The sequence below is a fragment of the uncultured Tenacibaculum sp. genome (assembly GCF_947502995.1).
Classification (GTDB): domain Bacteria; phylum Bacteroidota; class Bacteroidia; order Flavobacteriales; family Flavobacteriaceae; genus Polaribacter.
Genome location: NZ_CANNBW010000032.1, coordinates 1 through 24,616, shown reverse-complemented (window position 1 = coordinate 24,616; position 24,616 = coordinate 1). Strand labels below are relative to the sequence as shown.

Annotated in this window: 24 protein-coding genes; 8 read left to right on the top strand and 16 right to left on the bottom strand. The window is 30.4% G+C overall.

Annotated elements, in window-relative coordinates:
• The first annotated feature begins 68 nt into the window (after nucleotides 1-68).
• The 5 genes from Q1A46_RS19770 (at nucleotide 69) to gldA (ending at nucleotide 3,032) form a co-directional block, all read left to right on the top strand.
• A complete protein-coding gene (locus Q1A46_RS19770; protein WP_299683187.1) occupies nucleotides 69-893 on the top strand; it encodes a thymidylate synthase in 825 nt (274 codons plus the stop codon).
• A gap of 89 nt (nucleotides 894-982) precedes the next feature.
• Nucleotides 983-1,168, top strand: coding sequence for a hypothetical protein (locus Q1A46_RS19765; RefSeq protein ID WP_095069702.1), 186 nt, complete (start codon nucleotides 983-985; stop codon nucleotides 1,166-1,168).
• Between the two features lie 15 nt (nucleotides 1,169-1,183).
• The gene (locus Q1A46_RS19760; protein ID WP_299683177.1) at nucleotides 1,184-1,669 is read left to right on the top strand and encodes a dihydrofolate reductase; all 486 of its coding nucleotides are present in this window, start codon (nucleotides 1,184-1,186) and stop codon (nucleotides 1,667-1,669) included.
• Nucleotides 1,669-2,130, top strand: coding sequence for a GNAT family N-acetyltransferase (locus Q1A46_RS19755; RefSeq protein WP_299683175.1), 462 nt, complete (start codon nucleotides 1,669-1,671; stop codon nucleotides 2,128-2,130). The genes Q1A46_RS19760 and Q1A46_RS19755 overlap by 1 nt, the downstream gene beginning before the upstream one ends.
• 2 nt (nucleotides 2,131-2,132) lie before the next feature.
• Nucleotides 2,133-3,032 (top strand): gliding motility-associated ABC transporter ATP-binding subunit GldA, encoded by a 900-nt coding sequence (gldA, locus tag Q1A46_RS19750; RefSeq protein ID WP_299683173.1) that lies wholly within the window; start codon nucleotides 2,133-2,135, stop codon nucleotides 3,030-3,032.
• A gap of 5 nt (nucleotides 3,033-3,037) precedes the next feature.
• Here the strand turns inward: gldA and Q1A46_RS19745 are convergent, their stop codons facing one another.
• The 8 genes from Q1A46_RS19745 to dnaE form a co-directional block, all read right to left on the bottom strand.
• Entirely contained in the window at nucleotides 3,038-3,589 is a 552-nt protein-coding gene (locus Q1A46_RS19745) for a hypothetical protein (RefSeq protein WP_299683171.1), read from the bottom strand.
• 79 nt (nucleotides 3,590-3,668) lie between these two features.
• Nucleotides 3,669-4,316 carry an HAD family phosphatase gene (locus Q1A46_RS19740; RefSeq protein WP_299683169.1) on the bottom strand — a complete coding sequence of 216 codons (648 nt, stop codon included), beginning with the start codon at nucleotides 4,314-4,316 and terminating at the stop codon, nucleotides 3,669-3,671.
• Complete coding sequence (locus tag Q1A46_RS19735; RefSeq protein WP_299683167.1) at nucleotides 4,303-5,628, bottom strand: D-arabinono-1,4-lactone oxidase; 1,326 nt, start codon at nucleotides 5,626-5,628, stop codon at nucleotides 4,303-4,305. The genes Q1A46_RS19740 and Q1A46_RS19735 overlap by 14 nt, the downstream gene beginning before the upstream one ends.
• A gap of 216 nt (nucleotides 5,629-5,844) precedes the next feature.
• Nucleotides 5,845-6,591 carry a hypothetical protein gene (locus Q1A46_RS19730; protein WP_299683165.1) on the bottom strand — a complete coding sequence of 249 codons (747 nt, stop codon included), beginning with the start codon at nucleotides 6,589-6,591 and terminating at the stop codon, nucleotides 5,845-5,847.
• Nucleotides 6,592-6,727: 136 nt separating this feature from the next.
• Nucleotides 6,728-7,762, bottom strand: a complete 1,035-nt coding sequence (locus Q1A46_RS19725; protein ID WP_299683163.1) for an alpha/beta hydrolase — start codon at nucleotides 7,760-7,762, stop codon at nucleotides 6,728-6,730.
• Nucleotides 7,763-8,166: 404 nt separating this feature from the next.
• Nucleotides 8,167-8,958 carry a hypothetical protein gene (locus Q1A46_RS19720; RefSeq protein ID WP_299683161.1) on the bottom strand — a complete coding sequence of 264 codons (792 nt, stop codon included), beginning with the start codon at nucleotides 8,956-8,958 and terminating at the stop codon, nucleotides 8,167-8,169.
• Between the two features lie 31 nt (nucleotides 8,959-8,989).
• Complete coding sequence (locus tag Q1A46_RS19715) at nucleotides 8,990-10,882, bottom strand: tetratricopeptide repeat-containing sensor histidine kinase (RefSeq protein ID WP_299683159.1); 1,893 nt, start codon at nucleotides 10,880-10,882, stop codon at nucleotides 8,990-8,992.
• A gap of 10 nt (nucleotides 10,883-10,892) precedes the next feature.
• Nucleotides 10,893-15,227, bottom strand: a complete 4,335-nt coding sequence (gene dnaE / locus Q1A46_RS19710) for a DNA polymerase III subunit alpha (protein WP_299683157.1) — start codon at nucleotides 15,225-15,227, stop codon at nucleotides 10,893-10,895.
• A 150-nt stretch (nucleotides 15,228-15,377) separates the two neighbouring features.
• Here dnaE and Q1A46_RS19705 point away from each other — a divergent pair, with 150 nt between their 5' ends.
• Nucleotides 15,378-16,382, top strand: a complete 1,005-nt coding sequence (locus tag Q1A46_RS19705) for a TlpA disulfide reductase family protein (RefSeq protein ID WP_299683155.1) — start codon at nucleotides 15,378-15,380, stop codon at nucleotides 16,380-16,382.
• Nucleotides 16,383-16,452: 70 nt separating this feature from the next.
• Here the strand turns inward: Q1A46_RS19705 and Q1A46_RS19700 are convergent, their stop codons facing one another.
• The 6 genes from Q1A46_RS19700 to Q1A46_RS19675 are packed head-to-tail and all read right to left on the bottom strand — an operon-like array spanning nucleotide 16,453 to nucleotide 21,386.
• A complete protein-coding gene (locus Q1A46_RS19700) occupies nucleotides 16,453-16,713 on the bottom strand; it encodes a hypothetical protein (protein ID WP_299683153.1) in 261 nt (86 codons plus the stop codon).
• Nucleotides 16,714-16,765: 52 nt separating this feature from the next.
• Nucleotides 16,766-17,614 (bottom strand): biotin-dependent carboxyltransferase family protein, encoded by an 849-nt coding sequence (locus Q1A46_RS19695; RefSeq protein ID WP_299683151.1) that lies wholly within the window; start codon nucleotides 17,612-17,614, stop codon nucleotides 16,766-16,768.
• Complete coding sequence (pxpB, locus tag Q1A46_RS19690; RefSeq protein WP_299683149.1) at nucleotides 17,607-18,344, bottom strand: 5-oxoprolinase subunit PxpB; 738 nt, start codon at nucleotides 18,342-18,344, stop codon at nucleotides 17,607-17,609. The genes Q1A46_RS19695 and pxpB overlap by 8 nt, the downstream gene beginning before the upstream one ends.
• A complete protein-coding gene (gene pxpA, locus Q1A46_RS19685; RefSeq protein WP_299683147.1) occupies nucleotides 18,328-19,047 on the bottom strand; it encodes a 5-oxoprolinase subunit PxpA in 720 nt (239 codons plus the stop codon). The genes pxpB and pxpA overlap by 17 nt, the downstream gene beginning before the upstream one ends.
• A gap of 1 nt (nucleotide 19,048) precedes the next feature.
• The gene (locus tag Q1A46_RS19680; protein WP_299683145.1) at nucleotides 19,049-20,275 is read right to left on the bottom strand and encodes an Nramp family divalent metal transporter; all 1,227 of its coding nucleotides are present in this window, start codon (nucleotides 20,273-20,275) and stop codon (nucleotides 19,049-19,051) included.
• A complete protein-coding gene (locus tag Q1A46_RS19675; protein ID WP_299683143.1) occupies nucleotides 20,268-21,386 on the bottom strand; it encodes a DUF2891 domain-containing protein in 1,119 nt (372 codons plus the stop codon). Before Q1A46_RS19675 ends, Q1A46_RS19680 begins: the two co-directional genes overlap by 8 nt.
• Before the next feature lie 320 nt (nucleotides 21,387-21,706).
• On the opposite strand from Q1A46_RS19675, the gene Q1A46_RS19670 reads away from it, so the two are divergent.
• On the top strand, nucleotides 21,707-21,889 hold the full coding sequence (locus Q1A46_RS19670) for a hypothetical protein (RefSeq protein WP_299683141.1): 183 nt from the start codon (nucleotides 21,707-21,709) through the stop codon (nucleotides 21,887-21,889).
• Between the two features lie 50 nt (nucleotides 21,890-21,939).
• On the opposite strand, the gene Q1A46_RS19665 is transcribed toward Q1A46_RS19670, so the two are convergent.
• Nucleotides 21,940-22,275, bottom strand: coding sequence for a hypothetical protein (locus Q1A46_RS19665; protein ID WP_299683139.1), 336 nt, complete (start codon nucleotides 22,273-22,275; stop codon nucleotides 21,940-21,942).
• Between the two features lie 256 nt (nucleotides 22,276-22,531).
• On the bottom strand, nucleotides 22,532-23,848 hold the full coding sequence (gene ahcY, locus Q1A46_RS19660; RefSeq protein ID WP_299683137.1) for an adenosylhomocysteinase: 1,317 nt from the start codon (nucleotides 23,846-23,848) through the stop codon (nucleotides 22,532-22,534).
• Between the two features lie 62 nt (nucleotides 23,849-23,910).
• Between ahcY and Q1A46_RS19655 the strand changes: the two genes are divergently transcribed.
• Entirely contained in the window at nucleotides 23,911-24,537 is a 627-nt protein-coding gene (locus Q1A46_RS19655) for a 4'-phosphopantetheinyl transferase superfamily protein (RefSeq protein ID WP_299683135.1), read from the top strand.
• Nucleotides 24,538-24,616 lie beyond the last annotated feature (79 nt).

Genomic DNA, 24,616 nt, shown 5'->3' with positions numbered 1-24,616 from the left:
AATTTTTAAAGCATCAACAAAACATGTTGGTGCTTTTTTATTTTTGCTGTAATAATTTATATACATAGATGCAACAATATTTAGATTTAGTTAAACACGTTTTAGAAAACGGAAATGAAAAGGGAGACAGAACAGGAACAGGAACTAAAAGTGTTTTTGGATATCAGATGCGTTTCGATTTAAGTGAAGGTTTTCCAATGGTAACGACTAAAAAACTTCACCTTAAATCTATCATTTATGAATTATTATGGTTTATAAAAGGAGACACAAATGTAAAATACTTACAAGAAAACGGAGTACGCATTTGGAATGAATGGGCAGATGAAAATGGAGATCTGGGACCAGTTTATGGACATCAATGGCGCAACTGGAATAGTGAAGAGATAGATCAACTTAAAGAAGTTATAGATACTTTAAAAAAGAATCCTAATAGTAGAAGGATGTTGGTTTCTGCATGGAATCCTAGTGTTATGCCAGATACATCAATTTCATTCTCAGAAAATGTAGCCAATGGTAAAGCAGCTTTACCTCCTTGTCATGCATTCTTTCAATTTTATGTTGCTGACGGAAAACTTTCTTGTCAACTATACCAAAGAAGCGCAGACATATTTCTAGGTGTACCTTTTAACATAGCTAGTTATGCTTTATTCACTATGATGATGGCACAAGTTTGTGGTTATGAAGCTGGAGAATTCATTCACACTTTTGGAGATGCTCATATTTATAATAACCATAGAGAACAAGTAGAATTACAATTAACTAGAGAACCAAGACCGTTACCTAAAATGAAATTAAATCCTTCTATTAAAAATATAGAAGACTTTACATTTGAGGATTTCGAATTACTAGATTACAATCCTCATCCGCATATTAAAGGAACTGTAGCAGTTTAGTTTTTTAACGTTCTTTTATTTGTGTAAAGCTTTCAGATTTCTAAAATCTGATTAAATTAGTAACCTAAACCTATTAAGTTTTATTAAAAATGATAGCAGAAATCGATACGATAAAAGAGGACATTTACGATATAGTGGCAGAAATTGATGATGAAAATGTATTATTAGCTATTAAAACCATCATTCAAAACATACACTCGAATACAAAAGATAATGATGTAACCGACAAAAGAGATTTAGTTGGTTATATTAAAGAATGGGTTAAAAACATGTAAACCCTTTATACATTTATGATCACCATAATTGCGGCCATTGGCCAAAACAACGAATTAGGAAAAGACAACGATTTAATTTGGCATTTACCTGCCGATTTAAAACGTTTTAAAAAAGTTACTTCTGGCCATCATATTTTAATGGGTAGAAATACATTTGAAAGCATTGGAAAACCTCTTCCTAATAGAACTAGTGTAATTATTACTAGAAACAACGATTATTTTAAAGACGGTTGTTTAATTGCTGATAGTATTGAAAAAGCTATTGAACTAACTGAAGGTAAAGACGCTTTTATTATTGGTGGAGCTCAAATTTATGAACAGACTTTACAGAAAAAATTAGCTGATCGCTTAGATATTACCATAGTTCACAAAACATTTGAAGCAGATGTTTATTTCCCTGAGATAGACACTTCTATCTGGAAAGAAGTTTCTCGTGAAGATTTTAAAGCAGACGAAAAAAATAAATACGATTATAGTTTCGTTTCTTACGAAAGAAAGTAATGGAATTTATAAAAATTACCACTTTACAACACAACGAAATACAATCTTTAAGAGAATTATGGAATGCTGAATATCCTAGCTGTATTCAATATAATTCTATAAATGAATTTAATAATTATTTAAGCACTCTAGATAAAGCTAATCATATTCTAATTAAAGATAACAATACCATTATTGGCTGGTTTGCTGATTTCGAACGAGAAAAAGAACGTTGGTTCTTAATGATTCTTAGTCAGAAATCTCAAGGAAAAGGAATTGGTAGAAAACTGATTTCTATGGTTAAACAGAAGCATTTAATTTTAAATGGATGGGTGGTTACCAATAATGATTATAAAAAAACAGACGGTACTTTATATAAATCTCCAGTAGGTTTCTATAAAAAATTAGGCTTTACTTTTTTTGAAGACATTACATTAAACTCTTCAGGGTTGAAAGCTATTAAAATTCAATTAAAAAGTTAACTATGTCAATTCAACTTTCAGCAATAACTAAAACATACGGAACACAAAAAGCAGTAGATAACATTTCTTTTTCAGCTAAAAAAGGAGAGATTGTTGGATTTTTAGGTCCGAATGGAGCTGGAAAATCTACTACTATGAAAGTGTTAACTGGTTTTTTACAACCTGATGAAGGAACGGTTTTAGTAGACGATATTGATGTAATTAAAAAACCTATTGATGCTCAAAAAAAAGTAGGTTATTTACCAGAACATAATCCGTTGTATTTGGATATGTATGTGAAAGAGTATTTACAATTTCATGCTGATATTCATAATATTTCAAAAGAAGATATTCCAGATTGTATCTCAAAAGTTGGATTAGATAAAGAATCACACAAGAAAATTGGTCAATTATCTAAAGGTTATCGTCAACGTGTGGGATTAGCAGCAGCCATTTTACATAATCCGTCTGTATTGATTTTAGATGAACCAACCACAGGTTTAGATCCAAATCAATTAATTGAAATTAGAGCTTTAATTAAAGAGTTAGGCAAAGATAAAACCGTATTACTTTCTACGCATATTATGCAAGAAGTAGAAGCTGTTTGCGATCGTGTTATTATTATTAATAACGGAAAAATTGTAATTGATAAAAAACTAGCTGACTTAAAAGAAGATAATAAACAAACTATTAAAGTTGGATTCGATTATAAAATTGAAGAACAATTCTTACAGCGTTTAGCTAATATTACAACGATTAAAAATAATTACGATAATTCTTGGACACTTACATTTGAAACAGAGGAAGATATGCGTCCGAAATTATTTGATTTTGCTCAAGAATATGGATTAAAAATCTTAGAATTGAATTCAGAAAATAAAAATTTAGAGACACTATTTAGAGAACTAACTTCTTCAACATAAATTCATCAAACACGATTAATTATCTGTCTGACTGTTTCTCTGTATTCTGGATCATCAAAACCACTTACATCTTTACCATTCATTTCAGATTCTTTTTTAAGTGCACACAGATACATATCTGCATCTACTCTCTTTCTAATGTCATTATTCGTTGAAAACATTCCACAATAATGTAATGTTTTAATAACTCCATCTTTCTTATCTAAAACAAATGAGAAATTTTTATTTGAAACATCGCCTGATAAATTAAACACACAGCAATTAGGATAACAATTACTTTGGCATTTTCCAATCTCTATACTTACCTCGGTATCGTTACTTTTTTTAAATTCTAAAAAAATATCTCTTAATATAGCTAATGCCGTATATTTCCCGAGCTTATCTCCTGCTTTACTTTTATTATTTTCATTAAGCTCTTCATCAATATAAGGTTCAATACTAGAAGCATTCATTTCTTTAAAAAGATTTAAAATTTCTTCTAATTGATTTTGATGTGATTCTGAAAGTTTCTCTATGTTAATATCAGACACTATCGTTAAATCATTTATTTTACTCATTCTTAATAATTTTTACTCTTAAAAGTAAGACTTTTTTCTGATTTTGTCATATTACTACTTTTTAAAAGAAAACTATTATTTATATCAACACTTCAAAAGCTTCTTTCAAATTTTGAAAAACTTGAGTACTTCCTGCTGCTTTCATTTCTTCCGCTGTGTATTTAGATAATATTCCAATCGGTTGCATTCCTGCGGATTTTGCTGCTGATATTCCTGTTAAACTATCTTCAAAAACCCACAAATCTTTAAATTCTTCTTCAGTAAACCCTAAAGCTTTAGCTAAAGTTATATAAGCTTCTGGTGCTGGTTTTGGTTTCTTATAATCTTCCACTCCAAAAACTACAGGAAAATCTAAATCCAGATATTTTATCGATTGTCTCAAGAATAACTTTGTTGCATTACTGGCGATTCCATAAGGTACTTTATTCATAGATAAATAATCTGTAAATTCCGTAACTCCTGGTAATAAATTCGGAACTTTGAAATACAATTCTAAATGTTTATCCTTCAAGAAAAATAAATCTTCAAACTGATCTCCTTTGCCAATCTGATCACAAAAATATCTCGCTATTTTTCTTGGAGACTTACCAACATGACTCTTCGGATATGGAGTTATTTCTTCATCAAACAATTCTCTAAACGCTGATGACCAAGCTGAATAATGGCTTTCAAAACTATCTACCACTACTCCATCAAAATCAAATAAAACTCCTTTAGGCGTAGGCATGCTCAACTTCTTTTTCGTTAAATAAATCTGTTAAATACGGATTTAAAAATTTATTAGTTGGATCAAATGATTTGCGTAGTACTTTGAAATCATCCCATTTTTCATACACTTGAGAAAGTTCGGAATCTTTTGCTTTAAATCGTTTTCCCCAATGTGGCCTTCCTCCGTATTTTAAGAAAATTCTTTCTACGCTTCTAAACGCCTCGTAAGAATCTGCAGTAGCTGCATTTCTAGAAACACATCCCATAGTTACCGTATCTTGTCCGTAAGCATAACTCAACCAAGATTTATCTTTATACACAAAACGAACATCCATAGGAATATGAATAAACGATTTATTTGACCATTTATTGATTTCTCTTTTTAACTCTTCGAATACCTTTGGAAAAACATCTAAACTGATTGTCCATTCTGCTAACTCCAGAGTAGAGCCTCGAGATTTGGTAACTGTTGCTTGATATAACGATCCTTTATGCTCTTTTGTCGCTCTGAAAAAACCTCTATACAACAGTTTATTTGCCACAGCTGTAAACCATGGAAAAAGATGTGTATACTTATATAAAATTTTAGAAGCTTTCCTTCTGTGCTTTAAATATTCTGGACCTAAATCTTCTAGTATTTCTGTATTTGGATTGATTTTATCTCCAGTAATCACATAACCTTTATCTGTATGCGGTAACCATAATACTCTTAAAAAGTCGTGTTGTTTTAAACGTTCCTTAATTTTTGGTAACCATTCTGAATCACTTTCTGGATGTTCTTTTACATGAAGCGTGTAAATTTCTTCACAAGAAAAAGTTATCGTAGAAAATACTCCTAAAACTCCTAATGAAACACGAACAGCATCCATTAACTCTTCTCCTTCATGAATTTCTTTTACAGAACCATCGGCTAATATTAATCTACATTGCGTAACATATTCACTTAATAATTTTCCGCTTGTACCATGTGTTCCTGTAGCTAAAGCTCCACCAACAGTTACAGTATTAATATCTGGTAAACAAGGGATACACCAACCTTTAGCTTCAACCGCTTCTAATAAATCTTTTAATAATACTCCAGATTGTACCGTGATAGTTTTATTAGTATCATTAAAACTTAATATCTTATTGTAAGCAGTTATATCTATTAAAGTTTCTGTTCCTGCCGCGATATCTGCAGAAGATTGCTTACTTCCAAAAAAACGTATCTTTTCACTTTTAGCAATAACCTCTTGTAATTCCTCTTCTGTTTTAATCGTGTATAAAGATTTGTAGTTGTACTTTAAGTTTTCATTCCAACTAACCCAAACTCCGTTCTTATTTTGTTTCATGAATATTTAAAAATATTAAACAAAAATACAATGTTTTTATTTTGTATAAGCAAAATTAAGTTAAAACATAAGGAGATATCTACTATTTATAATTTGTATTATTTATGGTACTATCAATTTCAAAAATTAGATTTTTTGTGCTAAAATTTTATTAGAATATAAAAAGAAGACTATCCAAATGGGATAGTCTTCTTTTTTTAGATGTAATTTTTTATTCTAATTTAGAGAGTCTATGGAAAGTATAGATTCTCTTGAATTAAAACTAATAAATCCAGATTTAACAACCAAAGGAGTTGGAAGCTCATATGTAGACCATCCTCTTATATTATCACTAGAACTAAAAAATGATTCTTTTGGAGTATCTAAGAACTTAAAACCATCAAATCTTCTTGTTTGTTTGTAAGTCTTTCCACCTCTTTCTATTAAATAAGTACAAAATTTTGCTGTACCTGAATAAGATGATGACCAATACCAGCCACGAACATTATCACCAGAACTAAAGAAGATTTCACGATGAGCACCAAATTTATATCCATCAAAAGGTCTTACATATAAATATGTTTTTCCTCCTTTTATAACGTGGTAACTTGCTGTTTTTCCATCCCAATGCCAGCTTCTTAAATTATCACTAGAACTTAAGAAAACTTCTCTATGAGAACCGAAACTTGTTCCATTGAAAGATCTAATATATAAATATAATTTTCCTCTTCTAAGAACTACATAACTTGCTGTTTTTCCATCCCAAGACCATCCTCTAATATTATCACTTGAACTAAAAAAAAGATTTGTTCTTCTTTGAGCTAATCCATCTTTCTCTAAGTCTTCTTTTATAGATTCTGTATCTAATGTTATTAATTCTGGTTCATTTTCAATAATTTCTTCTTCTTTAGTGCAATTTTGAAATAAGAATAAACCTAAAATAGGTAAGATTAATAATAACTTTCTAAAGTTGTATTTTTTCATGATTTTTAAAATGTTTTTAATTACTCTCGCGTTCATTAAAACATTTTAATGTTACTATTAAAAATCAAAAAAATTACTTTGATTATTCTACAGAGGACATATTCAATTAATAATCAAACAAATAAACAATAAAAAATTATTCATTTATTTTTCTAATTAAAAACGAAACAAAATCTTCATCACCAACACTACTGAACAATATCGGATTTCCATAAGTAGTTACATTTTTCACTCCATTAGCATCTGCAAACTTTTTAATTTCTCTTGCGTGGAATGGATGATGATTAAAACTACTTGTTGTTGTTGGCACATTATTATGTCCTCCAGTGTTCTTTACCCAAATCTCAGGATCATCTGAAGATATAAAAGAAAGCATATCAACTTGTTTACGATAAGCTTCTACTTCTGGTGTATGGTATGCTGATTCGGTATTTACACCATAGAAATTATACAATTTTTGCTCTCCGAATTCCTGATTCATATCTTCTAAAGTAGTTCCGAATTCAGCAAAAACATTTCCTATCCATCTACCTTCAATATCTAAACTAGATTGTGTTGCATTTAAAGCAATTCCTTTAACTCTAGAGCTTTCTTGTAATACAGCATCCGTAGTATTATTAATATCTTTTAAATCATCGTTTGTAGCCAACCATAATGCGGTTGACGCTCCTGCTGAAGAACCAAATAACACAATATCTTCTTTATTAATATTTAGTTCATTACTAATATATCGTATGTATTGTATTGCTCTTTTAGAATCGTTTAAACTTTTTAAAACACCTTCTGTATCTCCATCTTCTAAAAGTCTATAATTAATTGTGGCTACAGCAATATTATTATTTAAAAGGCGTACGACTTCACTTGCATAATTGTCTGTATAAATAAAATCTTTATCACCTCCTGTAAAACCTCCACCATGAATAAATACTACTAAGCCTGTTTTTGTAGTAGTGCTTGGTAAAAAAACATCAAACTTAGTTTTATCGTATTGATCGTAAGCAATATCTGAAGCATATAAAGCTTGCGCTCCTTGTAAATCTATGGGAGGATTTGTAAAGTCTAATTCAATTAAAGAAGTTTCGGGATTAGTAATTTCTGTTATAGTTTCATCATCACTACAAGACAGTAGTAAGAATAGGCTTAAAAAGTAAACAATATATTTTGCAGTCATATCTTATGTTTTCTTTTTAGACCATATACTAGTCTAATGGTTTAATGTTCTTAAAATTGCTTTAAAAACAAATACCAATTCTTGTGTTGGTAAAGTTTACATTTAATTATTCTTCATCATCGATAAGGGTAATGAATGTCAGTTCGAGTGAATTTGACGAATATTAATGAGAGCAAATTAGTATCGAGAACCCTTTTTGCAACTACTTCTCGATACAAAATAAACCTTCGCAATGCTTTGATTTATTTTACTCGAAGTGACAAAAAAATCAATATGGTTGATATAATTTGAAAACTTTTAGTAAGCGTCATTCCGAACTCGTTTCGGAATCTCATCCAGCTATTCATTATGAGAACCTGAAACCAGTTAGATCTAGGTTGAAAATTATAATTTATTAATTTAAACTAATAATCTATAAAACCGCTTGGATCAAATTCTGAATCGACTTGAATGAAAAAATTCATATCAAAATAATCATTAACTTCTTCAAATATTTCTAATAATAACTCAAAAGAACTTTCAAATAAATATTCAACAAAAAGATAATCCTGAGATGAAATATTAGATTCTATAGTAAACTTTGATTTTAAGCTTTTAAAGAACTCTGCATTAAAGTTCTCTAAAAGAAAAATATTCCCTTTTAATTGTTCTATAACCTGAATTGCTCTATCAGGTTCTTTTTCTATGAGTTCTAAAATAGTATTATCTATTTCTTCTAGCTTAGTTTTTATCAGATTTCTTGTATTATAACCTTTTTTATTATGAACAGTTCTATTAAATAAAGAAATCCAAAAACCTCTCTTATATAAACTTAAAGAAGAAAAACTATTCCGCATCATTCTTCTGTAACTTCCTTCGGTTGGAATATCTTGATATACTTCTTTTAAAAATGGAATAATAAAATAATAACTATCGTGATCTATTCTATAAGTAAAAAGCTTTTCAAAATCATGATTACATTGGTATGAAGAAAAGTTTTTTCCTGTTTCAACTATTATAAGTTCTCTAACTGGAGCCTTTTTATCTGCTTGTAGATACTTCTTTTTTAAAACTAGAACTTGATTTAATAGTAAATCAAAAAATGTAAGTTTTAATAACTTTTTTAAATCTCGTTTTGGATAGATTAAGAATTCTATTTCAGCAGGTTTGAAACTAGCCATAAGTTTCAATGTCTGATCTTCTTCTAATAAATTCATATTCTTTTTTTTCTTTTTCTTTCTCAGATTGCTAATTTAATGGTATTAAAATTTGAGTTTTAGTTCCTTTTCCTTTCTTTGAATTAATTTGTAAATCTCCTTTTAAATTATCAATTCTTAGTTTCAAGTTACTAATTCCAATTCCATCAATCACTGAATCCACATCAAAACCTTTTCCATTATCTTTTACAATGATTTCTAATGACTCTTTTTCTATTTGACTTATATTTAAATCAACTTTAGTTGCACTAGCATGTTTGATTATATTATTAAGTAATTCATGGATTATTCTATGAATATTTATTTTTATTTCATTAGAAACTTCACTCCAATTTACACTAGGATCAGCTTGAAAAACATAATTGAACTTTCCTATTTCTGATTTCTTTTTAATTAATTCTTTTATCAAATTAGAAAAATCTACATCCTCAACATCAATAGTTAATTTATGAGAGACTTCTCTTATATCTTTTTCTATATGCTGTAACTCAAAGAGTAAATCCTCGAATTTTTTTGTCTCTTCTTTTTTAACTTCAAAAAAACCTAAGCCTAAACGGATTCCAAAAAGTTTCGCTAAAATCCCATCATGCAATTCTTTAGATATTCGAGTTCTTTCTTCTTCTTTTATTTTGATTCTTTTTAATTCTTCTGTTAACAATATTTTTTTCTTCTTGATTCTAAACAGTATCAGGCTAAAAACTAATCCTAACAAACTAATAATAGAAAGTAAAATTATAATTATATTTCTTTGTCTTATTTTTTCTATTTCAATCTGTTTTTTTTCTATATCAAACTTAAGTTGTTTGTTTTCTTTTTCTTTTGTTTCCCTATCAAACTTAATTTGTGCAAATTGATTCGTTATTCTTCTTTCTTTTGCTAATAAACTTGCATTAAGTTTAATGTATTCGTATAAATATTTTTTAGATTCTTCTCCTTTTGTTAATTCTGATAATGAAAAAAGAGCTTCTAAATGTCTTTTATTGTTTTGAGAAATTTTAGCATAATACAATGCTTTTTCTGCGTATTTCTTTGATTTTTGGATATCGTTTTTTTCAAAAAAATATCCTGATAAATTGATATAATTGGTACTTAAAAGATCTAAATTATTATTTTTCTCATTTAAACTGATAACTTCAAAATACCATTCTAAAACAGATTCTTCCTTCCCTAATGAAAAATTGCTGTATGCTAAGTTTTCTAGCAATAAAGCATAATGCGTGGAAAAATTATTTTTAATATTTCCATTAATTTTTTTGTAACGCTTTAATCCCTCTTCAAAATAATGTACAGCTATTTTATGTAAACCTTTTTTTTGATAAGTTACTCCTATATTATTGTATACATACAATTCTTTACTAAGCCTAATTTTTTCTTCGTCAATTAATTCACTTATCAATAAAGTTTTATTATAATAAAAAATTGATTTATCAAACCGATTAAATTCTTTATTAACAATACCTAAACCATTATAAACAGAGGATAAATAATCATATGATTTTAAAGGTTCTAAATATAAAATTGCTTCTGTAAGAGATAATTCACTTCCTAAGTAATCTTTTACTTTTCTTTGGATATTTCCCATACTTAATAACCTTCTTCCTACAGCCAGAGAATCTTTAATTAATTTAGAAATATCTTTAGACTTTACATAGTAATAATAAGTACTATCTTGTTTGAACTCTAATTTTGTTTTTAAGGCTTTAAAATGATAATACTTCGCTAGAGAAAGAGAATCATTATACTTAAGATAATATGTTTTTAGCAGTTCTGTTTTCTCTTTTAACAAAACTGTATCCTTACTAAAATAGGCTTGCCTTCCCTTTTGAATAACACTATTTCTAATGTCTTCATCAAGTTTCTTTATCTTTTCTTGACTAAAAAGAAGAATAGGAATTATTAATATTAGAATTTTTAACTTTTTCATTTAGAAAAAACTAATTCAACTTATAATTGATATGCTCTTCATCAAGTTTTGCTAAAAACTCACTAGTGATATTAATCTTCGTAGTTCTACTAGGTATGTCTATTTCTAGTTTTTCTTCTACATCATAAATCACAAAACGTAAAGAATGTGAACCAGAATTCAATACACATAGATGCTGGAAATCTTTTATAAAATCTTCTTTAACATCTTTCAGTGCGAGCTTTATGGTTAACTTCTTACACATCTTCTCCATGATATCGTGTAAAAGTAAGAACTCTGTAAATCCGACTCTAGGATCACCTTTTACTCCTTCTTTATTTACCCAACCTGGTTTTACCATAGTTTTTACATACAAGAAAGAATTTGGCACTAAAAAGTGTTTGAAACGTAGATATTCTTCTCCAAAGATTCTAAACTCAAAACTATCGTTATAATCTTCAATAATAAACGAAGCCCAACCTTTTCCTGCTTTAGAAACACGGTGTTGGACATCCGTAAGGATTCCTGCAAAGGTTATCGCCATACCTTCGTATTTCGCTAAATCTTTAAAGTAACTCACATTACCATTACAGAACTTTAATTCGTTTTTAAAATCATCTAATGGATGTGCAGAAATATACATTCCTACGACTTCTTTTTCTTTAGCAAGCAACTCCATTGTTCCCCAAGTATCACATTCAGGAATAATTGGCTCAGGTAAATCTACTTCACTTGCTTCTCCGAATAAAGATACCTGAGAAGAATTCTGATTTTCTTGATATTTATTTCCGAAACGGATCGCTTTTTCTAAAAACGTTTGTTCCTTTTCATCTCTAACATAGTATTGTGCTCTGTGTGCATTTGTAAAAGAATCGAATCCTCCAGCTAATACTAATCCTTCGAACGCTTTTTTATTTGCTACCCGTAAATCAACACGTTTGGCAACATCGAAGATTGAATTATAATTTCCGTTTTCTTTTCGTTCATCAATAATTGCTTTTACAGCTGAAGCCCCTACTCCTTTAATAGCTGCCATACCAAAACGAACTGCTCCTTGATTATTTACAGAGAATTTAGAATAAGATTCATTTACATCTGGACCCAATACTTCTAATCCCATACGCTTACACTCTTCCATAAAGAACGATACTGTTTTGATATCATTCATGTTGTTGGAAAGTACCGCTGCCATATATTCTGCAGGATAATGCGCTTTTAAGTAAGCAGTTTGATAGGCAATCCAAGCATAACATGTAGAGTGTGATTTATTAAAGGCATAAGAAGCAAATGCTTCCCAGTCTTTCCAAATCTTCTCTAAAGCTTTTTCATCATGTCCATTTGCTTTTGCCTGATCTACAAACTTAGGTTTCATTTTTGCTAGAACCGCCGCCTGCTTTTTACCCATCGCCTTACGTAATACATCGGCCTCACCTTTGGTAAAATCTGCTAGTTTTTGCGACAGTAACATTACTTGCTCCTGATATACCGTAATTCCGTAAGTCTCTGCTAAATATTCTTCCATTGCAGGAAGGTCATATTCGATTTCTTCGTCTCCATGTTTTCTTCGGATAAAAGAAGGAATATATTCTAACGGACCTGGACGATATAATGCGTTCATGGCAATAAGATCGGCAAATACTGTAGGCTTTAATTCACGCATGTATTTTTGCATTCCAGGAGATTCGTACTGAAAAATACCAACGGTTTCTCCTCTTTGGAATAATGCATATGTTTCTTCGTCATCAATGGGGAAATTCTCGGGATCGAGTTCTACTCCATGACGCGCTTTTACAATCTTAACTGTATCTTTAATTAGGGTTAGTGTTTTTAACCCCAAGAAATCCATTTTCAGTAATCCTGCACTTTCCACAACCGAGTTATCGAACTGTGTTACGTACATATCAGAATCTTTAGCTAAAGATACAGGAACGAATTTCGTAATATCATCTGGCGTAATAATTACCCCACAGGCGTGAATACCTGTATTACGAACCGAACCCTCTAATACAACGGCTTGATTAATTGTATTCGCTTCTAATCCTGATCCTTGCGCTATAGATCTTAATTCGTTTACGTTATCTTTTTCTTCCGCACGTAAACCTGCAACTTTTCCTTTACTCTTTTCATCTTCACCGAAGATATTTTTCAGCTTAATTCCAGGAACAAGTTTTGCAATTCTATCCGCTTCAAATAAAGGTAAATCTAATACTCTGGCTGTATCACGTAACGAAGATTTCGCTGCCATGGTACCATAAGTGATAATTTGCGCTACCTGATTGGCTCCATACTTTTCAATTACATAATCCATTACACGACCACGACCTTCATCATCAAAGTCAATATCTATATCGGGCATGGATACACGTTCAGGGTTTAAGAAACGCTCAAAAAGTAAATCGTACTTAATCGGGTCGATATTGGTAATCCATAAACAGTATGCAACTACCGAACCAGCAGCTGATCCACGACCTGGACCTACGGAAACTCCCATTTCACGAGCTGCGCGAATAAAATCTTCTACAATTAAGAAATACCCCGGATATCCTGTTTTTGCAATTACATCTAACTCAAAATCTAATCGCTCAGTAATCTTTTCAGTAAGTTCACCATAACGAATTTTAGCTCCTTCATAAGTTAAATGACGTAGATAATTATTCTCTCCTCGTTTACCTCCGTCAACTTCATCTTGTGCATCTTGAAATTCTTCACCAATTTCGAAGGCAGGTAATAATACATCTCGTGCTAAAGTGAAGGCTTCTACTTTGTCTACAATTTCTTGAATATTACTAATTGCTTCAGGAATATCTGCAAAAAGCTTTTTCATTTCTTCTGTAGATTTGAAATAATATTCATCGTTAGGTAAACCGTAACGATAACCTCTACCTCTACCTTTTGGAGTTGCTTGTTTTTCTCCATCTTTTACACACAATAAAATATCGTGTGCATTCGCTTCTTCTTTTCCTAAGTAATAGGTGTTATTGGTTGCTACAAGCTTAACCTCATGTTTTTTGGCGAATTCCAATAACGTACGGTTCACAGCATCTTCATCTTCTTGACCGTGTCGCATTAACTCGATATACAGATCATCTCCAAACTCTTCTTTCCACCATAACAAAGCTTCCTCTGCCTGTTTTTCACCAACATTTAAAATCTTATTTGGAACTTCACCGTATAAGTTTCCTGTTAAAACAATAACATCTTCTTTGTATTGTTTTACAATCTCTTTATCAATTCTAGGCACATAATAAAATCCATCGACAAAAGCCGTTGATGACATTTTAGCCAAGTTATGATATCCTCGTTTATTTTTCGCTAATAAAACAACCTGATAACCATTGTCTTTTCTTGTTTTGTCTTTATGATCTTCACAAATAAAGAACTCACAACCCACAATAGGTTTTAATGGTGTTTCAGCAGATTTATTATGATTGGCTACAGCAGACGTAAAATGGAATGCCGCCATCATATTTCCTGTATCTGTTAAAGCAACTGCACTCATGTTATCTTTTGCAGCCGCAGCAACTAATCCATTAATTTGAATGGTAGATTGTAATACCGAGAATTGAGAGTGGTTATGTAAATGCGCAAATTGAACTCCTTCTAATTGTGCTAAGCCTTCTGAAGTCGACTGTGCATTTCCTTCACTTGAAGCAGCTGCTTGACGCTTTCTAATTTTATCACTTTCTGCCTTTAAGTTTAAATGTTTTAAACCTATTAGCTGAATTGGCATTGGATTCGTTTCAGAATATTTTGCGTAGTAATCTTCTGGAACATCTAATACCTCTAACGGATAATGCTTTAAACGTAGTAGCTCTAAAAAACAACGTGTTGTTGCCTCAACATCTGCCGTTGCATTGTGTGCTTCATTAAATCCGACACCAAATAAATGTTGATGTAACTCTGTTAAGGTTGGTAATTTAAATTTACCTCCCCTACCTCCAGGAATTTGGCACATGGAAGCTGTTAACTCCGTACAGGTATCTAAAACTGGTAATTCAGTTAAATTATTTTCAACACCTAATCGATGGAATTCACATCCCATAATATTCACATCGAATCCTACATTCTGACCAACAACAAACTTTGTCTTTTTTAAGGCTTCATTAAATAAATCTAATCCTTCCGCAAGACCAATTCCTTGTTCATTGGCTAATTCTGTAGAAATACCATGTATACGTTCAGCATCAAACGGAATATTAAATCCATCTGCTTTAATTAAGAAATCGTTGTGCTCAATTAAATTTCCCATTTCATCATGCAACTGCCAAGCAATTTGTATTGCTCTAGGCCAGTTATCAGTATCTGTAATTGGAGCATTCCAACTCTTAGGTAAACCAGTTGTTTCTGTATCAAAGATTAAATACATTCCGTAAAATTGATGTGATTTTTAGAGTGTAAATTTACGATTTATTTTAGCAATAATTTTTTATTTTATTCACTATGATTTGAAAGAAATCTCATATGTAAAGTTTTTCTCTTATTTTTACTACTCCAAAATACTTATAGCCCTAATCTCATGAAAAAAGTTATTTACTTACTGTGTTCAGCAACTTTATTTTTTTCTTGTAAAAACAACGACTTTGTTAGTTTTTCTGGAAAAATAGAGAATAAGAATTCTGATTCATTAGTAGTAGCAAATCCTCAAAAAGGATATCAAAAAACAATAAAAGTAAATGAAGACGGAACTTTTAAAGATACTTTAAAAGTAAGCAACGGTTTCTTTTCTCTTTACGATGGAACAAATTATGCAACTGCATATTTTAGAAATGGTGATGAAATTACCATGAATATTAATGCTGCCGAGCCTAGAAAATCAATTTTATTTGCTGGTAAAGGAGCAGCTGAAAGCAACTTCTTATCTATCACGGCTCAAAATCAAATTGAGTTTAATGCAGGAGTAAAAGAAATGATAGAATTACCAAAGGATGAGTTTGATGCTAAATTGAATACTTATATTTCTGCATTTAATACTAGACTAGAAAATAAAGTTTTAGATACAGCTTTTGTTAGTATTCAAAAGAAAAACATTGAAGGTTTAGAAGCACAGCTAGTAAAAATTCATAGTGATAAATTATACTTTAAAACAACTTTAGGAAAAGGACAGCCTTCACCTAAATTTACTGGTTATGAAACACCTGATAGAACTCCAAAATCTTTAGATGATTTTAAAGGAAAATATGTATACATAGATGTTTGGGCAACTTGGTGTCCTCCTTGTTTAGCTCAAATTCCTTTTTTACACAAAATTGAAGAAGAATATAAAGGGAAAAATATTGAATTCGTTAGTATTTCTGTTGACAAAAGAGATGATTATTTTACTTGGAGTGATATGATTGAAGAGAAAAACTTAGGTGGTGTTCAATTATTTGCCAATGAGAATAAAGATTTTACTGATGCTTATCGTATTAACGATATTCCTCGTTTTATTTTAATTGATCCAGAAGGAAACATTGTAAGTTCTGATGCTCCAAGACCTTCTGACCCTGCTCTTAAAGATTTATTTATTGAGAACGGAATTTAGTAGTGTATCTAAAAGAATTATAACTACAATAAAAAAGATTCCTGAGTATTCAGGAATCTTTTTTATTATACTATTTTGAGATTACAAGAATATCTTTAGCGTCAATTCCTCCATCAGTTATCATAGGATAACATCTCGTTGATCTAACACCATACATACTGCAATGATCTGTTTCTTTACAATATTCTCCTTTCGCACATCCTCCATTATCAGTATGAGTTGTTCCTACTTTACATTCATTAGTACATGGATTACTTCCTAACCCTCCATTAATTTCTTTTTGATTTTCTCTACTTAATACTTTTCCTAAAGATAAAATTGTTTTTTTCATGTTAAATTATTCATTGTTATATCTTAACGTTACTCAAACAAAAATTTTGTTACTATTTAATTAAAGAAAAATTCACAATATCTTTAGTTGTTTTCTGCGCTAATTGATTTATTGCTTGTGATGTTAATTGTAAAACTCTCGGATAACCTCCAGTAACTTGACAATCGCGCATTAATACAATTAATTTTCCTGAAGGTGTTAATTGTACTATTCCAGGTACAACACCTGAAGACAACATAGTCGGAAAATTATTTTCTATTGTTTCTTCTAAGAAATACCCCATTCTACTGTTATTTGCTGATATTTCAAAGTTTATTTCTAAGAGTTTTTTTCTTTGTTTTAATGAAAGTAAATCGAATTCAGGTCCTTTATAGGAATTCAATATTGGATTTATAAAATGAAGTGAGTTTATATTAATTCTTGTGTAAGTGTTTTTATTTTCATTATTAGTTTCTAGAAATGGAATTTCGTCGCCCTTTTTTAACAAGTTTTCTTTAGTTATTCCTTTATAAAAACTTTTACTTCCTAAAACTGTATCCACGTCAAAACCATTTAAAACAGCAAGATATGTTCTTAATCCGTATTCTCTTTTTCCAAAAGATAAAACATCACCAGCATTAACTGTAATTCTTTTATTTGTTTCAATAGAGCTTCCATTGATTTTCGGATTAAAACCTGCTCCTGTAATACTTATTTGAGTTCGTTTTAAAAATTGAAATTTCGCACCTCCGAAGGTAATTTCAATAGTACTTGCATTCTGATTATTATTTAGAATTGCATTAGCTAATTGATGTGCATATAAATCCATTGCTCCGGAAGTTGGAACTCCATAATGTGCATAACCAAATCTTCCTTGATCTTGAATTGTAGAAAAAAAACCTGGATGTAAAACTTTAAGCATGCCATTCGGTTTTATGTAGTTCGTAACTTCCTTCTGAAATACTTTGTTCTAGTGAAACAAATTCTTTTTTCGTAATTGACTTAAAACGAATTTTATCTCCCGCTTTTGCAAAACAAGGAATCGTTTTATTTACATTAAAAAAGTTAACTGGAGTTTTTCCTATAATTTGCCAACCTCCAGCACTCTCTTCAGGATATATTCCTGTTTGTTTTCCGCCAATTGCAACTGCTCCTTTTGGGACTTTTAGTAAAGGTGTTGCTTTTCGTTGTATGAAAAGTTTAGTATTCAATCCTCCTAAATACAGGAAACCAGGTAAAAAACCAATAAAATGTACGGTATATAATGTTGTGCTATGAATATCGATTAATTCTTTAATCGATACATTTAATTGTTTACTCATTTCTGGTAAATCAAATCCGAAATCGACATGATAACACACGGGAATTTCCCAAATAAATTTTGCTTCTTTTTTTACTTCCCCTTTTTCAGAATAGATTTTTTGGAGTGCTGCTATTTCATCAGAAAAACCTATAATTTCTTTATTGTATTTAATAACTAAAGAAGTATAGCCTATGATAAAATCTTGAATTTGATCTATTTTTTTATCGAGAATTTCATTTTTAAAACTTGTGATTTCATCTATCAAAGAAGGTTGCACTTCGCTATTCCATTCAATTAAAATTGCTTTTTCTCCTAGTCGTTTAAATATTAAATTATCTTTCAAACTCATTCAACATAGCATTTATGTAAATCAACATTTGAATTGCATGATCATTATCTCCATGTACACAAAAAGTATCTGCTTTAATATTTACTACATCTTCTTGAATTGAAATTACCTCCTCTTTTTGAATCATTCTTTGTAGTTGTTCCCAAGCTTTATGTTCGTTTAAAATTAAAGCTCCTGGTAAATTTCTAGACACTAACGATAAATCGTTATTATAAGCTCTATCTAAAAATGCTTCGAATTTTACCTTAATATTTCTTTCTTCGGCTAAGTTTGAAATTACAGAATTGTATGGTGCGTACAAAAATGCTTTAGGTAATTTTTTTTCTATAGCATTTAAAACAATATTAGCATAATATTCTTCTTTAGCGGCGATATTATATAAAGCTCCATGAGGCTTCACATGATGAATTTTTACACCTTGTTTTTCTGATCTTTCAATTAATAATTCAAGTTGATCTTCTATACTATTTTGAAGTTTTTCCTCGGAAATATCCATTAACTTTCTTCCGAAGTTTTCCCTATCAGGAAATGACGGATGCGCTCCAATTTTTACTTTATACTTTTTTGCTAAAACAATTACATTATCTATAATTTCAACACTTCCCGCATGAGCATTACAAGCGATGTTGCATGAAGAAATTAACGGCATTAATTTATCTTCATTATTTACACCTTCACCTACATCACAATTAATATCTATCATTTTAAAATACCTGAAATACTTTTAAAATACTCTTCAATCCTAAGAAAATAGTAAAAGCTAAAATACATAGTCCAATAAAATTCTGGAATTTCGTGTTTTTAAACTTTCCTAAAATATTTTCTTTATTCATTACCCATAATAAGATTCCTGCTATCAACGGTAACAACAAGCCATTTGCTACTTGTGCTACTTTAATAATTTGAATTGGTTTTACCCCTAAAGAAGAAAATAAAATCCCTAATACTAGAATGAAAATCCAAACTCCTCTAAACTTTTTCGATTTTAAATCTACATTCCAACCTAAACAACCTTTAGTTACATACGCTGCGGCCAAAGGAGCTGTAATTGCAGAAGTAATTCCGGCAGCAAATAAACCGATCGCTAAAAAGTATTTGGCTAAACTACCATATAAAGGTTCTAAACCTTTTGCTAAATCGGCAGCATTAGTAATTGTATCTGATTGAATTGCCGCAGCAGAAATAATAATAGCTATAGACACTAAGCCGCCTAAAAAAATAGAAATCACAGTGTCTTTTTTAGCAGCTCTAATATCTTCTTTGTTGTTCCATTTTTCTTTTACCAAAGAAGCATGTAAAAAAATATTATAAGGAACTACAGTTGTACCAATTAAACCTATAACTGTAAGTAAACCTTTGTCTGGAACTTTAAAAAGAAACATTCCTTTTATAATTTCAAGTACATTCGGTTTGGTAATTATTGCTGTTGTAACAAAAGAAATACTCATTAATATCACGAGACTCACCAAAGCTTTTTCTAAAAACTTATAGTTTCCAATATATAACAGTATAAACGCTATTACACCAATTAAAACACTTATAAAATTAATAGAAAAAGTTCCGCTAGAAAATCTCCATTGCCCTAAAATTGTTTCTAAGCCTAATACACCTCCACTAATATTTCCAGCTTCATATAGTGAATTTCCTACAACAATAGCCACAAGAATTAAAACTATAAGAATATTTTTTACAACAGGATTTTCAATTTCATTTCTAATAACTTCAGATAATCCTTTTTGAGAAATGATTCCTAAACGAGCTGCCATTTCTTGTAAAAAAATAGTTGCTAGAATAGAAATTAACATAGCCCATAATAAGCTGAATCCAAAATTTGCTCCAGCTATGCTACATAAAGTAACTGTCCCTGGACCAATAAAAGCTGCAGCAACTAAAGTACCAGGACCAATATTCTTAAACCATTTCTTAATCATGATTCACGGAGTTTAAGGCATAAATAGCGAAACTACCTAACCAATGTCCACCTTCATAACTATCACCTACAAGATTTGGTAATGAATAATCAATGTGTTCTTTAATTAATACTTTTAAATGATTGTATTCTGGTAAATCTCTAATTATAGTAGACAATGCCCAAGCTCTAGAAAAATTCACACCATCTAAATGCACTAACTTTCCATCTTTTCTATCTGAAACTTCTCCAACTGGAAATTTAAAATTCTCATCAGATAATTGAGGTAAAAATTTATTCAACCAGTCTTTAAACAAATCTTTAGATAAAACTCGCTTCATAATTGCTGCTTCTTGTAAACAAGGAGACAAAAAATCAAATCCGCTAGGTTCCCAAGAGATCGGACAATTTTGATCCTTTAAATAAAATTCTTTAGCTCTAGTTTCAATTAGTAATTTTAACTCGATATTATTTACGGTATTTGCGTAATCCCAAGCAAAAGTTAATCCGAATGCCGTATTTGTATGCTCTCCTACTCGAATCGGATATCTCAATTTTGGTAAAAACTCCATATACTTTTTTACCATTAAATTAGTTAACGGTTGTAAATTTTGTTCTAGTTTTTTTGCTACTGGATCATTCCATGTATATAATTCTTCTGCAAGTTTAAGCAACCAAGCCCAACCGTAAGTTCGTTCGTAACTCTTGTTATATTTCCCATCAAAATAAGCTACTTCTCTTTGTATATTTTCTTTTGAAATATTCTGAAGTAATTGCTGTTTAATCGATGCTGCATTATCTAAATTCGGAAATTGTTTTAACAAAGAAACCAAACTCCAATGTCCATGGACAGAAGAATGCCAATCGAAACATCCGTAAAATGCTGGATGCAATTCTTTAGGAGATTTTAAATCCTTATTACTTCCAATAGTTTGATTTAATTTATTAGGATATTCTACATTTATACAGTGAACTGGCAGTGTTGCAAGTTTATTTGCTTGTTGTAAATTCAATTTAGGCAAATCGATGACTAAGGTTGTTTTCTTATTAGGGATTATTTCTTTTTTTGAATCGTTCTGTGAATTACACGAACTAAAAATTAAAAAGACACTTAAGATAATGAAGGGTTTCATGTATAATTAATTTGATTGTTATAAATGTAATGAAATCTATCTACTTTTATTTTAAAAATTAATTTTCATCTTAAAAATTAGCTATCAATTATTTACACTAGACAGTTGTTTTGTTTGTATTATTTTAACAAAAATCAATATTATTATTACATTTCAACTTTATATATTGCGTCAAATTAATTGCAATAAATTTTAAAAGTCATAAAGCTATGAATGACTTTAAAAACAAATAATCATAGATTTAATAACCTTCTATTCTTGGGATATTTTATTGGCGCCGATAGAGTGACCAAATAATAGAACTTGAAAAACATTTTAACATGAAAAACCAATTTTTAAACTTAGGAAAAACTTTAAACAAAGTAGAGCAACAAGAAATTTACGGAGGAAAGCCTTCTGAAAGAAGATGTGATCGTTTATTAAGAAGAGCTGAAAGATATTTAGATAATGGTAATTTAAATGGTGCTGATAGAGTTTTAGATACTTATGATAGAATTTGCTAATAGTTAGTAAAAACAAAAAACCTCGTCGATGACGAGGTTTTCATTATACTTTAAAATCCAAAAACGAGATTAATATTAAAATCACTTTTTTTGAATAATTTTCTTGTCCAACGAATATCTTTATCTATGTCTTTAACAATCTGATAAGCAACAGCATCATAATTATCTCTTCCGTCATTTCCTAATAAACCTTCTAATCCTTTTTTCTTTTTTTCCCTATTTTTAAAACTATCAAATAAACTTTCTTCTATTAAAAGTTTTTGATCGAAAAATATTCTTGAGTTAAATCTTGAATTCGCATTTATATCTTCGCTTTCCGAAGAAGTGTTGAGATTTAATTTTAGTATCCCTATTTGACTCGTAAAATCTTTGTTTGAAGTTGTCATAGTACTTTTTTGTGCGGATAAAAATCCGGAAACAAAGAGACTTACTGAGAAATTTAAAAGTAGTTTTTTTATCAACGACATAAAATCTTTCACCTTTTAAAGCGACGAAGATACCTAGATTACAACTACACAATCTATTAATAAACTCTTAAATAATTTCATTTTTTAATTATTTATTGAAATTCACAAAGAATATGAACCATAAAAAAACCTCACCATTTGGTGAGGTTTTAGATATATAACGAGCTACTAATTTTTAGTATCTGTAATGTTCTGGTTTGAATGGTCCTTCAACAGTTACACCAATATATTCTGCTTGATCTTTACGTAATTCTGTTAACTCTACACCGATCTTAGCTAAGTGTAATTTTGCTACTTTCTCATCTAAGTGCTTTGGTAACATGTAAACATCATTCTTATACGCCTCAACATTATTCCATAATTCGATTTGTGCTAATGTTTGGTTTGTGAATGAATTCGACATTACAAAACTTGGGTGACCTGTAGCACAACCTAAGTTTACTAAACGTCCTTCAGCTAAAATGATTACGTCGTTTCCGTTGATTGTATATTTATCAACTTGAGGTTTGATTTCAACTTTAGTATTTCCATACTTTTCGTTTAACCAAGCCATATCGATTTCATTATCGAAGTGTCCAATGTTACAAACGATTGCTTTGTCTTTTAAAGCTTCGAAATGTTGACCTTGAACGATATCTTTATTTCCAGTAGTTGTAATTACGATATCTGCATTTCCTACAACAGACTCTAATCTCTTAACTTCAAAACCGTCCATTGCAGCTTGTAAAGCACAAATTGGATCGATTTCTGTAACAGTAACGATAGATCCAGCTCCACGGAAAGAAGCAGCAGTACCTTTACCTACATCTCCATATCCACAAACTACAACTCTTTTTCCTGCTAACATTACATCTGTAGCACGACGAATTGCATCAACAGCAGATTCTTTACATCCGTATTTGTTATCAAACTTAGATTTAGTTACAGAATCATTTACGTTAATTGCTGGCATTGGTAAAGTTCCATTCTTTACTCTTTCGTATAAACGGTGAACTCCAGTAGTAGTTTCTTCAGATAATCCGTTGATTCCTTCAGCTAACTCTGGATATTTATCTAATACCATATTTGTTAAATCACCACCATCATCTAAGATCATGTTTAATGGCTTCTTCTCTTCTCCGAAGAATAAAGTTTGTTCGATACACCAATCGAATTCCTCTTCGTTCATTCCTTTCCAAGCATAAACTGGAGTACCAGCAGCAGCAATTGCAGCAGCAGCCTGATCTTGAGTAGAGAAAATGTTACAAGAACTCCAAGTAACCTCAGCTCCTAAAGCTTGTAAAGTTTCAATTAAAACCGCAGTTTGAATCGTCATGTGTAAACATCCTGCAATTCTTGCTCCTTTTAAAGGTTGCTCATCTTTATACTCCTCACGTAAACTCATTAAACCTGGCATTTCTGCTTCAGCTAATTCGATTTCTTTTCTTCCCCAATCTGCTAAAGAAATATCTTTAACTTTGTAAGGAACATACGCAGCGGTTTTTGTGCTCATATTTTTGTATCTTTATTTTTCTTGAATTTGAGTCGCAAAATTACAAAATAACTTTCTAAAACATGCCTCTATACAAAACAATAACTGTTAATAATACTGCTAAAGTTTTGATTTGGAAGATTGAAGAGTCTTATGATGACTTATTTCAAGGTACAAATCTTACTTCTCAGAGCTTGAAACGTGTTTCTAATATGAAATCTGATTTACACCAAAGAGGTTTCTTAAGTGTACGTCATTTACTTAGAGAAGTTGGTTATGAGGATCATGATTTATTTTATGATGAGTTTGGTAAACCGCATTTAAAAGACGGAACTCATATTTCTATTACCCATTCTTTTACTTTTTCTGCATTGATTGTTTCTAAAGAAAAAAAAGTAGGCATTGATATAGAAAAAAGGCGTGATAAGATTGTGAAAATCGCGCATAAGTTTACTCCAATTGAAGAATATAAATCTATTGCAAACCACGATGCTTTGGTTAGCAAATTAACCATAGTTTGGGGAGCTAAAGAGAGTTTATACAAAATTTATGGAAAGAAAAAATTACTTTTTCTAGATCATATTTATGTAGAGGATTTCTCTTTTGAAAACGATACTACTACTGGAAAAATTCTATATGAAGGAATGACTTCTAACTTTGATATTAATTTCTTAGAGATTGAAGATTTCACTTGTGTATATGCATTGTGATGCAGTAATCAGTAATCAGTAATCAGTAATCAGTAATCAGTAATCAGTAATCAGTAATCAGTAATCAGTAATCAGTAAT

Excerpts from the sequence above, each read along its gene's own strand:
- Q1A46_RS19770 (WP_299683187.1), top strand. The coding sequence starts at position 69 with ATGCAACAATATTTAGATTTAGTTAAACACGTTTTAGAAAACGGAAAT.
- Q1A46_RS19765 (WP_095069702.1), top strand. The coding sequence starts at position 983 with ATGATAGCAGAAATCGATACGATAAAAGAGGACATTTACGATATAGTG.
- Q1A46_RS19760 (WP_299683177.1), top strand. The coding sequence starts at position 1,184 with ATGATCACCATAATTGCGGCCATTGGCCAAAACAACGAATTAGGAAAA.
- Q1A46_RS19755 (WP_299683175.1), top strand. The coding sequence starts at position 1,669 with ATGGAATTTATAAAAATTACCACTTTACAACACAACGAAATACAATCT.
- gldA (WP_299683173.1), top strand. The coding sequence starts at position 2,133 with ATGTCAATTCAACTTTCAGCAATAACTAAAACATACGGAACACAAAAA.
- Q1A46_RS19745 (WP_299683171.1), bottom strand. The coding sequence starts at position 3,589 with ATGAGTAAAATAAATGATTTAACGATAGTGTCTGATATTAACATAGAG.
- Q1A46_RS19740 (WP_299683169.1), bottom strand. The coding sequence starts at position 4,316 with ATGCCTACGCCTAAAGGAGTTTTATTTGATTTTGATGGAGTAGTGGTA.
- Q1A46_RS19735 (WP_299683167.1), bottom strand. The coding sequence starts at position 5,628 with ATGAAACAAAATAAGAACGGAGTTTGGGTTAGTTGGAATGAAAACTTA.
- Q1A46_RS19730 (WP_299683165.1), bottom strand. The coding sequence starts at position 6,591 with ATGAAAAAATACAACTTTAGAAAGTTATTATTAATCTTACCTATTTTA.
- Q1A46_RS19725 (WP_299683163.1), bottom strand. The coding sequence starts at position 7,762 with ATGACTGCAAAATATATTGTTTACTTTTTAAGCCTATTCTTACTACTG.
- Q1A46_RS19720 (WP_299683161.1), bottom strand. The coding sequence starts at position 8,958 with ATGAATTTATTAGAAGAAGATCAGACATTGAAACTTATGGCTAGTTTC.
- Q1A46_RS19715 (WP_299683159.1), bottom strand. The coding sequence starts at position 10,882 with ATGAAAAAGTTAAAAATTCTAATATTAATAATTCCTATTCTTCTTTTT.
- dnaE (WP_299683157.1), bottom strand. The coding sequence starts at position 15,227 with ATGTATTTAATCTTTGATACAGAAACAACTGGTTTACCTAAGAGTTGG.
- Q1A46_RS19705 (WP_299683155.1), top strand. The coding sequence starts at position 15,378 with ATGAAAAAAGTTATTTACTTACTGTGTTCAGCAACTTTATTTTTTTCT.
- Q1A46_RS19700 (WP_299683153.1), bottom strand. The coding sequence starts at position 16,713 with ATGAAAAAAACAATTTTATCTTTAGGAAAAGTATTAAGTAGAGAAAAT.
- Q1A46_RS19695 (WP_299683151.1), bottom strand. The coding sequence starts at position 17,614 with ATGCTTAAAGTTTTACATCCAGGTTTTTTTTCTACAATTCAAGATCAA.
- pxpB (WP_299683149.1), bottom strand. The coding sequence starts at position 18,344 with ATGAGTTTGAAAGATAATTTAATATTTAAACGACTAGGAGAAAAAGCA.
- pxpA (WP_299683147.1), bottom strand. The coding sequence starts at position 19,047 with ATGATAGATATTAATTGTGATGTAGGTGAAGGTGTAAATAATGAAGAT.
- Q1A46_RS19680 (WP_299683145.1), bottom strand. The coding sequence starts at position 20,275 with ATGATTAAGAAATGGTTTAAGAATATTGGTCCTGGTACTTTAGTTGCT.
- Q1A46_RS19675 (WP_299683143.1), bottom strand. The coding sequence starts at position 21,386 with ATGAAACCCTTCATTATCTTAAGTGTCTTTTTAATTTTTAGTTCGTGT.
- Q1A46_RS19670 (WP_299683141.1), top strand. The coding sequence starts at position 21,707 with ATGAAAAACCAATTTTTAAACTTAGGAAAAACTTTAAACAAAGTAGAG.
- Q1A46_RS19665 (WP_299683139.1), bottom strand. The coding sequence starts at position 22,275 with ATGACAACTTCAAACAAAGATTTTACGAGTCAAATAGGGATACTAAAA.
- ahcY (WP_299683137.1), bottom strand. The coding sequence starts at position 23,848 with ATGAGCACAAAAACCGCTGCGTATGTTCCTTACAAAGTTAAAGATATT.
- Q1A46_RS19655 (WP_299683135.1), top strand. The coding sequence starts at position 23,911 with ATGCCTCTATACAAAACAATAACTGTTAATAATACTGCTAAAGTTTTG.